We start from the raw sequence: 14,506 nt of genomic DNA, 5'->3' as shown, positions 1-14,506 counted from the left end.
GTTGAGAAGCGTTGTGGCGGTGGGGCGGCCGGATCCGCTTTCCGGATCCCGCCGCCCCACGGGTCCTAGAGGTCCGGATCGCCGGTCGGCACGTTCATCCGGATGATCGAGATCGGGTCCGCCGCTCCGCCGTAGACGCGCACCTCGTCGATGGCGCCCGCGAAGTAGTCACTGCCGCCGGCCTGTGCCGAGCGCCCCACCTGGAAGCCGGCGCTGGAGGGCCAGGTGGTGTGGTCGAAGCCCGTTGCGGTCGCGGTCATTCGCCCGTCCACGAAGAGACGTACCTCGTGGGTGAAGGCGTCAAATGCCACGGCCAGATGCTGCCCACCGGAATCCGTACTGGGGAGGACCTCTTCGTCGGTAACCGTGGTGACCTTCGCCGCCGCCGTATCCGCGTCAGTGACGACGAGCTCCCAGAGCCCGGTGGCGGGCTGATAGCGCACGGCCACCCGGTCGGCGTTTTGTCCCGGCAGGGACAGCACGGTCTGGGTCTTCTCCGCGTCGAACGTGGTGAGTTTGGCACGTACGGCGACCGTGTAGCTGTCGGCCGCCGTGACGACGGGTGCCGCGGTCGCGGCCCAGTCGCCCGTACCGTCGAGTGTCAGGTTGCCGTGGTCAGCCAGGGCGGCATCGTCCTCGACGGTGGCCGGGGTGTAGATGGCCGCGTCACCGTTCAGGGTGAGCGGCTGACCGCCCGCCTGGACGTTGACCGCGCTGCCGTCCGTTGCGCCTTCCAGCGGCCAGTACGCCCTCCGCTGCGTCCTTACCGTCAGCAGTTGCCCGATCTGGGAGTCGGGCAGGACCCGGTCGAAGACCCTGACCTCCGCCAGGTCACCCTGGAAGTGGTCGCGATACCCGCTCTTGGCGAGCACCCGCCCGATCTGGAGACTGCGCACGGACGACCAGGTGGTGTAGCGGCGGGCCACCCCCGCCTTCTGATGGTTGACATAGATACGAAGCTCGGGGCCGGAGGCAGCTTTGGCATCGAAGACCCCGGTGAGCAGTACCCACTCGTCCTGCTTGACTTCGATGCCCGAGGCGACGGCTCGCCACTGGCTCATGGCTTCGACATCCATGTCCGGCGTGGAGAACTCCCACGCTCTCTCGACCGCGTCGTAGCCGAGGACGAAGCCCGGCTCACCGGTGCTGTCCTGACTGACGACGGCCATGTCACGGTCCAGGGCCGCAGGCTTCACCCAGGCGCTGACGGTGAAACTCTGCCCGGTGTCCGTGATGGTGCCCCAGGAGTCCAGGTACGCGTTCGTGGTGCCGTCGAAGGCGGCCGCGCTGTCGGCCGTTCCGCCCGGTCCGGACTTCTCGAACGTCACACCGGTTCCCGCGACCGCCGGATGACGGCCGGTCTCGTCGTGCGCCTGCGTACTGCCCGCCTCATCGGCCAGATTCCACTGTCCGGTCGCCTGCCTGCCGTCCGTGACCAGGAATTCATGCATGGCCGGTACCAGGTTGGAGTTGTTGGCCCCGTCGAACGCCTCGACCGTCACCGAGTGCCGGCCCGCCCGGGTGGGCGTCCATTCGAGCGTGACCGCCGCGCCGGCCGTCGTGGTGACAGTCTTGACCGGGTCGTCGTCGAAGGCGTACCGGTACTCCTTCACGTCCTTGTCCGCGGCTTTGAAAGTGAACTTCCCCGGTGTCTCCACCCCGTGGTGCCACTGCTCGTCCTCCGGATACGCCACGGAGGAGATGACCGGGGGCTTCGGCACGGTGCTGTCCCAGATGAACTCGCACCTCTGGGCCGGATCGCCGCTCGCGCTCCAGGGGCCCCAGGCATCGCCGTCCGAGGCTCTGGCCGACCAGTAGATGACCGAACCCTGCGGGATCTGCGGCTGTCCGGCCGGTTGCTGAGTCACCTGATAGCTGAAGTACGTCCCCGCGTTCGGCGACTTGTATGAAGTCTCGCCCGTGTGGATACGCTCCACCCCGGCGGAGTCCTTCCAGCGCAGCTCGAACTGCATCTTCACCTGGTCGGTCTGCGTCGATGTGTGGTCGGGGTCCCGCGCTTCCGCCCGCAGTAGCGGCAGTACGTTGGTGTAGCGGCGTGCGGCGCCCCAGACGCACTTCCCGCCCGGGTTCGACGACATGAGCTTGTAGTCGACCTGTTTGGGCGGCGTGTTGTACTCGATCTTCAGGAAGCTGTTGCCGCAGATCCTCTTCCAGCCGCCGTAGCCCGACTCGTCCTTGGCCCGCAGCCCGAGGGACATACTCGTCCAGGCATCTGTCGCCGCGGTCTGGACCTCGGTGACCAGCTCGCCGCCGCTGAAGTTCAGGTTGGCACCGCTGGAACAGCCGGTCGGGGAGATCTTCTTGTCCAGGGTGAGGAGGTAGTCGCTCCACTCGTCCTTGGTGTTGGACCAGTTGCTTCCTGATGTAATGGTGCGGTTCTTGCCACCGATGCGGTAGAGGTCGACCGGTTCCGCACGGGCATCCGCCCAGTACACGTGCTCCACCCTGGCCGAAAGTTGGGCGTTGAGGATCTGCTTGCCCTTGTACGCGGTCATGGGGAACGTGAACAGCAGTCGTCGCACGCCGATGCCCGCACAGCTCGCGGGACTGTAGTCCATGGGGCACTTGCCCATGCCCGAGCTGCCCGAGTACGACCAGTCCTGCTCGGACGGCATCCCGGACATCACACCGGACCAGGCCGTACGGTTCGTGGTCTTCGGGATCGGGTCGACCACCACGGGATACACCGTGTCTCTGCCTCGCAGCAGGCCGAGGTCGGGGGTGAGCGTGATCCGGTCCTTGCCGACGGTGGTGCCGACAGGCGCCTTCCGGCCCGCTTCGGACACATCCAGCCTCGCCCGTGGGGTTGCGGGGCGCGTTGTACGACCGGTCGGTTCGGATGACTGCGTGGCGGCGGGCGCCGAGTCCCACATCACCGCTTTCGCCGCCTCGAAGACCGTGCCGCCGACGGCTGCGTCGACCGCCCGCATGCCGCCGCCGGTGGTCTCCTCGATCTTCAGCCCCTTGCTGGAGAGTCCGAGGTCGATGCTGTCGAGTTCCGGGTTGGCGGCTGCCGCCGCACTCTTGACGACGAAATAGTGGGCGAAGCCTTCGGTCTCCGCGCGCACGGCGAGGTCGACGCCGGGAAGCACCTCTTCGTACCGTGCGGCGTTGCCGCTGACCTTCGGTGCGGGCAGCTTTCCGCCCGGCCAGGTCAGCGCGTACTCACGTCCGGCCCGCCCCATGCGGGCGAACGGCCCGTCACCCCCGCCCGAGAACCGCACGTCGACCGTGGCCGCCTTGGGCGCCCAGGAACCGTCCGCCCGTTGTTCCAGGGTGTCGTCCACATCGGCCCAGGTGCCGCTGCGCCGGGTGCGCACCGGCTGGGTGTACTCATGCGCGGTGAACGTCCCGCCCGGGTTGGCGAACACGTCACGTCGCTCTTGACGGAGCCCGGTCACCTCGACGGGTTCGCCGCTCGCCCCGGCCGCTGCCTGGGCGACCTGCTCCGTCTCCGCCTCACCTGACGCGGTCGCTCGTTCGACCAGCCCGTCCCGGGCTGCGGCAACTGCCTCTTCCCGGCCGCCGGGCACCGCAGCCGTTCCCGTCGCGAGCACTGCGGTCATGACGCCGATCAGCGTCCCCCGCCGCCATGCCCGGCTGCCCGCACTACGCGTCTTCACCGTCACGTCCCCACCTCGGAGCCTGCCTTCTCTGCCCTTGCCAGTCACCGGATCACCGACCCGAACGCCGTTCCGCCCGCGGGGATACCGCCCTCGCCCGGAACGAAAGTGCGGGCCGGGGCGCCGCCGCCCGCCACCGACCAGTCGAAGGCGTACACGGCCCCCGGTGTGCTGCCTGCCGGGTTGACCACTCCGACGAGCAGTGCCTGCGGTGTGCCCGCGAGGCTGCTGCCTGCGAACATCTGGTGTTCCGGAACACCCGGGATGCCCCACCCGGGGTCGATCCACTCGTCGGAGGTGCCCACGTCGGCCTGGGCCGGGAAGATCTGGACTCCCCCCTTGTCCAGGTGTTCGGCCCCTGCGGCCGATTCCTTGCCGGGGACCCCAACGGCGAATTTGACCGTGCTGCCCGAGGCCACAGCCGTTGGCGCGGTGTTGACCAGCGCGACCTGTTGCCCGAAGAAGTCCCCGGCTGCCGCGTCTCCCTCCACACCGGCCAGGTCCTGGTGGACGAGGGCTTCGACGGTGACCAGCGTCTTGTCCGGGTTCACCCGGTACAGGCCGACGGCACCCGCGTCCGTGATGCTGCCGATGTCCTCGCCAGGTATGCCGACGGCAAGCTGGGCACCCAGTGGCGTGGTCTCCGTACCCGCGCGGGTGGCCACCATGGCCAGCGAAGTGCCGAAGCGGTCATACGCCTCAGCCGAGGTGTCGGAGCCCGCGGTCGCGGACTGGGCGAATCCGAAGACGGGATCCGGAACACCTGACGTATTAAGCGAAGGGCTGAAAACCAGGACCGCGCCGGAGAAGACCTCCGTGCCGATGGCCTCGCCCGGTGCGCCTACTGCGAAATACCGGTCCGTCGAGGCCAGAGCCGCACCGAAGCGGTCTCCGGCCTCGGGGTTGTCCCAAACACCCGTGCTCGCCTGTGTCACGACCACATTGGCGAGGGATTTGCCGCTCAGATAATGGACGCTGCCAGCATCCATGATGCTCCCGACGTCCTCGCCCGGCGCACCGATCGCAAGGAACGGCTGGCTCGTCGACGTCGTACCGCCGGTGAGCGCGTAGCCGAACAGGTCACCCGCTTCCGGCCCTTCGGAGGCTGTCACTCCTGTCTGGTCATACGCGAGGGACGCCGAGCCCGTGCCCAGTCCACCCGGTGCGCCGTGGACGACATAGACAGCGCCCGAATCCCGTGCCGTACCGACGTCCTTGTACGGAGCGCCCACCACCAGGTCGGCGCAGCCATCGCCGTTCAGGTCGGCGTGAGCCAGCGCCTTGCCGAACCGCGCTTCCGCCTCTGCCGCACCAGGCACTTCGGCCAGGTCCTGATGAAGCTGAACGACTCCGGCGTCGCCGCCGTACACGACCGTGACCGTGCCGGCCAGCGCCTTGCCGCCCACCGTCGCGTCGGGGTCGGCGATCGCGGTGTCGCGCAGTCCGTCACCGTTGAAGTCCGACTCCGCGGCGGTGCACGCCACGACCGCTTCGGGTGCTGCCGCAAAGGCCCGCCCCGTGCCCAGTGCGTAGATCGCCACCGTTACGAACCCGGCTACAGCGAGCCAGGCGATCCATTCCCCACCCCGGAATTCCTTAACCCACACAACAGCCCCCAGCTGTCTCCACATGGATGACGGTCTCGTGAAGACCGCAACAGCAAAGTAGAGGCAAAGACGGGCGTCAGGGGCCCTGGAGACCCACAGGAAGTTCCATATGCAGGAAGCTGCCCCCTCTGCATACCCGCATTAACCCGCAGGTTGCTCCATGATCACGACCAATCGGAGAGTTGCTCCGAAATGATCACACACTCCGAGAATGACAACTTTCCCTGTGGAGGAATCACGAAGGAACAGTGACCGGCCCTCCCCTAGAGATACGCGGCGCACGCGTCCAGTACGCGCAGCACCTCCGGCTCGCCCGCCGGGGGCAGTTGGAGCACGATCTCCTCGATGCCCAGGTCCGCGTAGTGCGCCAGCTTTCCGGGGCTCGGCAGGACCGCGTACGGGACCACCTGGAGATGCTTCGGGTCCCGGCCCGCCGCCTCCCAGACCTCGCGCAGCTTCGGCACGGACTCCGTCAGGCCGCGCCCGCCGATCGGGAGCCAGCCGTCCGCGTACTCCGCGATGGACGCGAACAGTTTCGGGCCCGCCGCGCCGCCGATCAGGGTGCGCGGGCCGTTCACCGGGCCGCGCGGGCGCTGGACCGGCTTCGGGTGGGCCCAGCTCGCCCGGACCGAGCCGAACTCGCCCTCGTACGCCGTCGGCTCGTCCGCCCACAGGGCCCGCATCAGCGCCATCCGGTCGCGACCCAGCTCCCGCCGCGTCGACCAGTCGACCCCGTGGTCCGCGGCCTCCTCCACGTTCCAGCCGAAGCCGACGCCGAGCGTGAACCGGCCGCCGGAGAGGTGGTCGAGCGTGGCGATCTGCTTCGCCAGGTCGATCGGGTCGTGCTGGGCGACCAGGGTGATGCCCGTGCCGAGCGCCAGACGTTCGGTCACCGCCGCGGCCTGGCCGAGGGCGACGAAGGGGTCCAGGGTGCGGCCGTACTCCGGCGGCAGCTCGCCGCCCGCCGGGTAGGGGGTCTCCCTGCTCACCGGAATATGGGTGTGCTCGGGCAGATACAGCCCGGCGAATCCCCGCTGCTCCAGTTCGCGCGCGAGCCTGACCGGCGTGACCGTCTCATCGGTGAGGAAGATCGTTGTGGCGATCCGCATCGAGAACACCTCCGTCGTCGTCCGTTGACGGCCCCAACGTATGCGGTACGGCTCCGAAAGCCGAGCATCGCGCCGGACGTCGCGCCCCGCGTCCTCCCCGACACCTTGGCCGCAACTCCTCTTCCGTTTCCGTGGAGTTCACGGCCCAATACCAGAGTCCGAGTACGTCGCCCTCGTCCCTCACCACACCCGGGGAGCCCCTCGTATGACCGGATCGCACACCCCGCAGACCGAACAGGCCGAACAGGCCGCACAGGCACCGCAGGACCCGCAGGACCCGCAGCCCCCGATCGCCAGGCGCGGTCTTCTGCTCGGTACGGCCGTCACCGCTCTAGCCTTGGGACCTGTGAGCTTCGCCCAGGCATCCGACGGCAGTTCCGACGGCAGCGGCACGGAGGACACCCCGGACGGCGAACGGACCAGGACCGTGCGCGGGACCCTGCCCACCGGGTCGCCCGACTTCGTCTACCTGCCCGTCGAAGTCCCGCGGGGCGTGCGGGAGATCGCCGTCTCGTACACGTACACGAAGACGCCCGTTCCGGCCGGTACCCAGGGCAACGCCCTCGACATCGGCATCTTCGACGAGCGCGGTACGGAGCCGGGCGGGCGCGGGTTCCGCGGCTGGTCCGGCGGGGCGCGTACCGCCTTCTTCCTCCGGGCCGACGAGGCGACCCCCGGCTATCTCGCAGGTCCGGTACGGGCCGGGACCTGGCACATCGCGCTGGGGCCGTACACCGTCGCCGCCGAAGGGCTCCCCTACGAGGTGACGGTCAAGCTGCGCTTCGGCCCTTCCGGGACCACGCCGAGGCCCGTGTACCCGCCCGAACGGGCCAAGGGGCGCGGCAGGGCCTGGTACCGGGGGGACTGCCATCTGCACTCCGTGCACTCGGACGGCCGTCGCACCCCGGCCGAGATCGCCGCCGCCGCGCGGGCCGCCGGGCTCGACTTCATCAACAGCAGCGAGCACAACACCACCTCCGCGCACGGCGCCTGGGGCGGCCTGTGGGGCGATGACCTGCTGATCCTCACCGGCGAGGAGATCACCACCCGCAACGGGCACGTGGTCGCGCTCGGCACCGATCCGGGCACCTTCGTCGACTGGCGCTACCGGGCGCGCGACAACCGCTTCGGCCATTACGCGAGGGCGGTCCGCCGGGCCGGAGGTCTGGTCGTGCCCGCGCACCCGCACGCCACCTGCATCGGCTGCCACTGGAAGTTCGGCTTCGGCGAGGCGGACGCGGTCGAGGTGTGGAACGGTCCGTACACCCCGGAGGACGAGATCTCCCTCGCGGAGTGGGACAACGCACTCGTCGCGTCCGTACGGGCGTCGAAGCCGTGGGTTCCGGCCATGGGCAGCAGCGACGCCCACCGTGAGCCGGACGTGGTGGGGCTGCCGCAGACGGTCGTCCTGGCCGAGGAGCTGTCCCGGCAGGCGATCACCGCTGGTATCCGGGCCGGGCACTCGTATGTCGCCGAGTCCTCCGCCGTCGCCCTCTCCTTCGGCGCCTCCGGCGGGCGCGGCCAGCACGCGGGCATCGGCGAGCGGCTGCGGGCCGACGCGGACACCCCCGTCACCGTGCGGCTGGAGGTCACGGGGGCACCCGGCTGCACGGCGCACTTCGTCACCGACCAGGGCACGCTGTTCACGACCGCGCTGCCCGCGTCGGGGGCGGGCGCCGTGGAGTGGCGTACGACTCCGGCGTACGCGGCGTACGTCCGCGCGGAGGTCCGGCACCCGGCCTCCGTGCCGGGGCTGCCCGGCCCGCTCGCCGCCCTCACCAACCCGGCGTTCCTGGGCGACGAGGGCTGAGGGGCAGGATCGTCGGTACGGGATCGTCGGGGCAGTCCGGAACGCCCGGGGGCGGCCGGTTCGCCGAGGGCCGGATCGCTGCGGACCTGGTGCTTCCGGCCACTCCCCAGCCCTCACAATTTAGGTTAGCCTAACCAACCTAAATCACTGATCGGCAAACCGTGCGGACCGGTGGACAGCAGAGGGCAGGGAAAGCGATGGGTCACGGCTGGGAGGGCGTCGTCCTCAAGCTGATGCGGGGGCGTGACTTCACGTTCACCGTGACCGGGGCCGAGCAGGTCACCGACACCTTCCGCCGTGTGCACCTCACCGACGGCGGGCTGCTGGCCGCGACCGGCGGCGCGCACCCGACGATGTGGGTCAGGGTGTGGTTCGAACAGGGCGGCAAGCCGCATCAGCGCGGGTACACACTGGTCGACCCCGACCCGGCGGCCGGGACGTTCAGCCTCGAATTCGCCCTGCACGACGGGCCCGCGAGCAACTGGGCGCGCGGTGCGAAGCCCGGCGACACGGTCGACGCGACGCTCCAGGGCACCGGATTCACCCTGCCCGAACCGAAGCCCGGCCGGCTCTTCGTGATCGGCGACGCGGCCTCGCTGCCCGCGGTCAACTCCCTGCTGGACGCGGTCCCGGAGACCCCGGCGACGGTCTGGTTCGAGACGGCACACGCGTCCGACGAGCGGCTTCCGTTCCGCGTCGACCCGGACCACCACACCCTGCACCGCGTCCCGCGCCGCGACGCGGGGGCGCATCTGGTGGCCGAGGTGAAGGCCGCACTGCCGGGGCTGCTGGGCGCCGACCCCTCCGACGCGTACGTCTGGATCGCCTGCGACACGTCGACCACCCGGACCCTGGCGGCGTACGCCCGTAAGGAGTTGAGGCTGCCCAGGGACCGGGTGCAGGCGCTGGGGTACTGGCGCCCCTGAGCTCCTCAGCCCCTCAGCCCTTCAGCCCATCAGCCCCTGAGCCCCTGAGCCCCCGGGGAGGACTCCCCGCGCCCGGTCGGCCCGGTCGGTCCCGCCCGTCAGGCCGAAGGGGTCAGTCCGCCACGACCAGGGCCGGTGTCTCCTTCGTCAGCACCTCGCCGCGGAAGAACGCCGGGCTGCGGCGCTGCATCGCGAGCATCAGCACCACACCGAGCAGCAGCAGCCCCACCCCGATGACGAACACCGAGCCGACACCGAACACCGAGGAGCCGGAGCCGTAGGCCGGGTCCCACATGTCGTAGAGGGTCTTGCCGAAGACGGCCGTGAGCAGGACGCCGCCGACCAGCGGGAAGAGGCCCTTGAAGACCAGGTCGCGGGCGGAGCGGGTCAGTTCGGCGCGGAAGTACCAGGCGCAGGCGAAGGCCGTCAGCGCGTAGTAGAAGCAGATCATGAGGCCGAGCGCGTAGATGGTATCGACCAGGACGTGCTCACTGACCAGGGTCATCACGGTGTAGAAGACGCCGGTCGCGATGCCCGCCGTCACGGTGGCCCGGCCGGGGGTCCTGAAGCGCGGGTGGACCCGGGCGTACGAGGAGGGCAGTGCCTCGTACGACGACATCGCGAGCACCGTGCGGGCCACCGGGATGAAGGTGGTCTGGAGGCTGGCGGCGGCCGAGGCGAGCACCGCGAGGAACAGCAGGACGCCGAGGCCGGGGCCCATGACCGGACCGGCGAGCGCGGCGAAGACGTTGTCGGAGGTGTCCGGGTCGGCGAGGCCGAGACCGGAGCCGCCGGAGCCGACTGCCATCTGCGCGGCGATGCCGGTGGCCAGGTAGGAGCCGACAAGGACGACCATCGCGATGAGCGCGGCGCGCCCCGGGGTCTTCTCGCTGCCGGTCGTCTCCTCATTGGCGGTCAGACACGCGTCCCAGCCCCAGAACATGAAGATGGACAGGGACAGCCCGGCGGTGAAGGCCGCGAAGGACTGGACGGCGAACGGGTTCAGCCAGGACCACGAGAAGTCCACGGACGAGGCGAAGTCACCGCTGTCCGCCTTTTGCAGGGCCATCGCCACGAACAGGGCGAGGACGACGAGTTGGAGCCCGACCAGGGCGTACTGCACACCCTTGGTGGCGGTCATGCCGCGGTAGCTGATGGCGGTGGCGGCCGCGATGAGGGCCAGACACGTGGCGATGTGGACGACCTTGTTGTCGTCCAGGGCCGCGACCCCGTCGCTGCCGGTGATCTCGCCCGCGAGGAGCCAGAAGTACGAGGTGGCCACACCCGCCAGGTTCGACAGGACGATGATCGTCGCGATCACCAGACCCCAGCCGCACATCCAGCCGACGCGCGGGCCGAACGCCTTCACCGTCCAGGTGAAGGAGGTGCCGCAGTCCGGCATGACCTTGTTGAGTTCGCGGTACGCGAAGGCGACGAGCAGCATCGGCAGGAAGCCGGCCAGGAAGACGGCGGGCATCTGCACGCCGACCTCTCCGGCGGTGGAGCCGAGGGTGGAGGTCAGGCAGTACACGGGGGCGACGGTGGAGATGCCGATGACGGCGCTCCCCATCAGCCCGACGGAGTTCCCGCCGAGGCCCTTGTCCCGCACTCCACCGCCGGCCGGGGCACTTCCCCGTACCGTGTCTCCGGCCTGTGGCCGCGCGTCCAGCTGAGTCATGGAGAGGACGCTATGCGCTGCGATATCCACATCCGGAGCGTGAGACTCCAGCGTCTCACCCTTTCAAAACAAGGCAATTGAGCGATGAATGGCGCGCTAACAATGCGTTAAATCATCACTGGACCTTGCAATGAATGTCATGCGGGCGGGAGCGACGACGTACGGTAATCGCAGCGCTGTCCGTTTTGGGCTGGTTCAAAATTTTCCCGTGCGGATCATCGGCGCCTCGTCGGCGACCCGCCGATGATCCGTCGGGCGACGCGCCGATGACCCGTCGGGTACCTCATCCCGGCCAGACGATCGCCTGCGTCTCGCTGTACGCGTGCAGGGCGTACGAGCCGACATCGCGCCCCACACCGCTCTTCTTGAACCCGCCGAACGGTGCCTCCATGTTCCGGCCGATCGTGTTCACGCCCACGCCGCCCGCGCGCAGCCGGCGGGCCACCCGGAAGGCCCGCGCCACGTCCCCCGACCACACGTAGTCGAGGAGGCCGTAGTCGCTGTCGTTGGCCAGCGCGATGCCCTCCTCCTCGTCGTCGAAGGGGACGACCACGACGACCGGGCCGAAGATCTCCTCGCGGACGACCCGCATGCCGTTGGTGCAGTCGGCGAGGAGGGTGGGGGCGACGTAGAAGCCCCGCCCGGCGCGCTCGGGCCGTTCGCCGCCCGTGACCACCCGCGCCCCTTCCTTGCGTCCCAGCTCCACGTACGCCTCGACGCGGTCGCGGTGGGCGGCGGAGATGACCGGGCCGACGACCGTGCCCCGGTCCGTCGGATCACCGACCGGCAGCCGGGCCGCGTACGCCGTGAGTTTCTCGATCAGCCGGTCATGGACGCCCCGCTGGACCAGGACGCGGGTCGGAGCCGTACAGATCTGTCCGCTGTAGAAGGAGAACGTCGTGCCGATGCCCGCCACCGCCGCGTCCAGGTCGGCGTCGTCCAGGACGAGCGCGGCGCCCTTGCCGCCCAGCTCCATCAGCTGCCGCTTCATGCCGCGTCCGCACACCTCGGCGATCCGCTGCCCGACGGCCGTGGAGCCGGTGAAGCTGACCATGTCCACGTCCGGCGAGTCCACGGCCGCCTCGCCCGCCCCGGCGCCGGAACCGGTCACGACATTCACGACGCCCGGCGGAACCCCGGCCTCCGCGAGGGCCTCGGCCATCCGGAAGACGGAGAGCGGGTCCTGCGGGGCGGGCTTCACGACGACCGTGTTGCCCATGGCGAGCGCGGGAGCGATCTTGCCCGCCGGGTTGGCCCAGGGATTGTTGTACGAGGTGATGCAGGTGACGACGCCGACCGGCTGGCGCACGGCGAGCGCGCCGAAGACACCGGCCCGCCCCATCGGCCCGGCCTCGTTGATCTGCGGGGCGAGGCCCTCCTCCACCGGCTCCAGGGCTCCCCTGGAGTACCGCCGGAACCGTGCGGCCCCGACGGCGACCTGCATCCCCCGCGCCGTCCCCGTGGTGGCGCCGCTCTCCGCCTGGGCGAGCGCGGCGTGGGCGGCGAAGTCGCGCTGGACGAGGTCGGCGGCGCGGTCGAGGATCGCCGCGCGCTCCTCGGGCCGGGTCCGGGACCAGCCCGCGAACGCCTCGCGGGCCGCCGCGGCAGCCTCGTACACCTGCGCGGCGCTCGCCTCGGGGGCGAGGCCGACGACCTCCTCGGTGGCGGGGTTGATCACCTCGTAGTGCCCGTCCGCGGGCTCGGTCCACTCACCGCCGATGAACAGCCGCTGCTCGGTGTCGCGCAGGGACTTCTCGGTACCGTTCGTACGCTTCTCCGTGCCGTTCGTACGCTTCTGCGTGCCGCTCATGCGGTGCTCACCGTCCGGGTGTCGCGGCCGGAGCGGAGCACCGTACCGGGCACCGCGCCCGTCACCTTGTCCTCGCGCAGGGTCTCCACGCCGTTGACGCGGACGGACACGATGCCGAGGGCCTTGGAGTCCAGGCGGGGGCTGTCGCCGGGCAGATCGTGTACGAGGGTGGCGGGTCCGGCGTCGATGCGCTCGGGGTCGAAGAGGACGAGGTCGGCGTGGAAGCCCTCCTCGATGCGGCCCCGGTCGCGCAGCCCGAAGAGCCGGGCGGGGTCGTCGGTGAGCATCTTGACCGCGGTGGTGAGCGGCACGAGCTTGCGTCCGCGCAGACAGTCGCCGAGGAACCGGGTGGTGTACGGGGCCCCGCACATCCGGTCCAGGTGGGCGCCCGCGTCGGACCCGCCGAGCAGCACGTCCTCGTGCTCCCAGGTCCGCTGCCGCAGTGCCCAGGAGTCCGGGTCGTTGTCGGTGGGCATGGGCCACAGCACCGTACGCAGGTCGTCGTCGGCGCAGATCTCGACCAGGCAGTGGAAGGCGTCCTGGCCGCGTTCGGCGGCGATGTCGTTCACGACCCGCCCGCTCAGACCCTCGTTGGCGGCGCTGTAGGTGTCCCCGATGACGTACCGGCCGAAGTTCGCGAGCCGGCGGAAGACCCCGGCCTCCTTGCTGTCGGCGCGGCGCAGCATCTCGGTCCGGGTGTCGGCGTCGCGGAGCCGTTCGATGCGCTCGGGCACGGGGAGGGCGAGGATGTCGCCCCAGCCGGGGATGAGGTTGAGGGCGCAGAAGGTGCCGAGCGACATGTTCATGGGGGTGAGGATCGGCATGGTGAGGGCGACGATCCGGCCGCCCGCGCGGCGGGCCCGCTCGCTGGGGATCAGCTGGCGCGGTACGCGTTCGGGGACGGCGGCGTCGATGGTGAGGACGTTCCAGTTGAGCGGCCGTCCGGCGGCGGCGCTCATGTCCACGAACAGGTCGATCTCCTCGTCGGAGAACTGGTCGAGGCAGCCCGCGACGATCGCCTCGATCTGGGTGCCCTCGTGTTCACCGACGGCGCGGGAGAGCGCCAGCAGTTCCTCGGGCAGCGCGTGCCGCGAGGCGACCGGCTGCCCGTCGCCGTCGGAGTGGGTCGAGGACTGGGTGGTGGACAGCCCCCAGGCTCCGGCGTCCATGGCGTCGTGGAAGAGGGCGAGCATGGCGGCCATCTGCTCGCCGGTGGGCTGTCCGCCGACGGCGTCGGGGCCCATGACGTGGCGGCGCAGCGCGCAGTGCCCGACCATGAACCCGGCGTTGACGGCTATGCGCCCTTCGAGCGCGTCCAGGTAATCGCGGAAGGTGGACCAGCTCCAGTCGACGCCTTCCTCCAGCGCCTTGAGGGCCATGCCCTCCACCCGGGACATCATCCGGCGGGTGTAGTCGGCGTCCTCGGGCCGGTCGGGGTGCAGCGGGGCGAGCGTGAACCCGCAGTTGCCTCCGGCGACGGTGGTGACACCGTGGTTCATGGAGGGGGTGGCGTAGGGGTCCCAGAAGAGCTGCGCGTCGTAGTGGGTGTGCGGGTCGACGAAGCCGGGCGCGAGGACCAGTCCGGTGGCGTCCTCGCTGGTGACGGCCTCTTCGGTGAGGGTGCCGGGCTCGGCGATGACGGCGATGCGGCCGTCGCGGATGCCGAGGTCGGCCCGGTACGCGGGTCCGCCGCCGCCGTCCACGACGGTCGCTCCGCGGATGAGGTGGTCGAGCATGACGGGGTCCCTTCTCGCAGTGGTGGTGCGGTGGTGGTGGTGCGGTGGGGAGCGGTGGGCGGTGCGATGCGGTGGGGTGGGGTGCCGTGCCGTGGGCGGGGGTGTGGCCGGGGTGCGTACGCTTTCGGCCGCGGTACGCACCCCGGCGCACGGGCGACGGTCCGGGAAGACGCCGCCCGGCCCGGG

Annotated in this window: 8 protein-coding genes; 2 read left to right on the top strand and 6 right to left on the bottom strand. The window is 70.3% G+C overall.

Annotation, left to right across the window (positions count from 1 at the left end; all coding sequences use genetic code 11):
- Positions 1 to 65 precede the first annotated feature (65 nt).
- The 3 genes from A6A29_RS32400 to A6A29_RS32390 all read right to left on the bottom strand — a co-directional run bounded on the left by A6A29_RS32400 (position 66) and on the right by A6A29_RS32390 (position 6,360).
- Positions 66 to 3,644 carry a LamG-like jellyroll fold domain-containing protein gene (locus tag A6A29_RS32400; RefSeq protein ID WP_143197121.1) on the bottom strand — a complete coding sequence of 1,193 codons (3,579 nt, stop codon included), beginning with the start codon at positions 3,642 to 3,644 and terminating at the stop codon, positions 66 to 68.
- A 44-nt stretch (positions 3,645 to 3,688) separates the two neighbouring features.
- Positions 3,689 to 5,185 carry an integrin alpha gene (locus A6A29_RS32395; RefSeq protein WP_241838744.1) on the bottom strand — a complete coding sequence of 499 codons (1,497 nt, stop codon included), beginning with the start codon at positions 5,183 to 5,185 and terminating at the stop codon, positions 3,689 to 3,691.
- 329 nt (positions 5,186 to 5,514) lie between these two features.
- Positions 5,515 to 6,360 (bottom strand): LLM class F420-dependent oxidoreductase, encoded by an 846-nt coding sequence (locus A6A29_RS32390; RefSeq protein WP_073726494.1) that lies wholly within the window; start codon positions 6,358 to 6,360, stop codon positions 5,515 to 5,517.
- 205 nt (positions 6,361 to 6,565) lie between these two features.
- Here A6A29_RS32390 and A6A29_RS32385 point away from each other — a divergent pair, with 205 nt between their 5' ends.
- Both A6A29_RS32385 and A6A29_RS32380 read left to right on the top strand, forming a co-directional pair.
- Complete coding sequence (locus A6A29_RS32385) at positions 6,566 to 8,170, top strand: CehA/McbA family metallohydrolase (RefSeq protein ID WP_198953439.1); 1,605 nt, start codon at positions 6,566 to 6,568, stop codon at positions 8,168 to 8,170.
- A 197-nt stretch (positions 8,171 to 8,367) separates the two neighbouring features.
- Positions 8,368 to 9,096 carry a siderophore-interacting protein gene (locus A6A29_RS32380; RefSeq protein WP_073725677.1) on the top strand — a complete coding sequence of 243 codons (729 nt, stop codon included), beginning with the start codon at positions 8,368 to 8,370 and terminating at the stop codon, positions 9,094 to 9,096.
- A 112-nt stretch (positions 9,097 to 9,208) separates the two neighbouring features.
- On the opposite strand, the gene A6A29_RS32375 is transcribed toward A6A29_RS32380, so the two are convergent.
- From A6A29_RS32375 to A6A29_RS32365, 3 genes are all read right to left on the bottom strand, one after another.
- The gene (locus A6A29_RS32375) at positions 9,209 to 10,774 is read right to left on the bottom strand and encodes an APC family permease (RefSeq protein WP_073725675.1); all 1,566 of its coding nucleotides are present in this window, start codon (positions 10,772 to 10,774) and stop codon (positions 9,209 to 9,211) included.
- 283 nt (positions 10,775 to 11,057) lie between these two features.
- A complete protein-coding gene (locus A6A29_RS32370) occupies positions 11,058 to 12,584 on the bottom strand; it encodes an aldehyde dehydrogenase family protein (protein ID WP_385729218.1) in 1,527 nt (508 codons plus the stop codon).
- Positions 12,581 to 14,320, bottom strand: coding sequence for an N-acyl-D-amino-acid deacylase family protein (locus A6A29_RS32365; protein ID WP_073725673.1), 1,740 nt, complete (start codon positions 14,318 to 14,320; stop codon positions 12,581 to 12,583). Before A6A29_RS32365 ends, A6A29_RS32370 begins: the two co-directional genes overlap by 4 nt.
- Positions 14,321 to 14,506 lie beyond the last annotated feature (186 nt).

Source organism: Streptomyces sp. TSRI0281, from assembly GCF_001905125.1.
GTDB lineage: Bacteria > Actinomycetota > Actinomycetes > Streptomycetales > Streptomycetaceae > Streptomyces.
The sequence above is the reverse complement of the archived record's forward strand: the minus strand, read 5'-3'. Positions and strand labels throughout refer to the sequence as shown.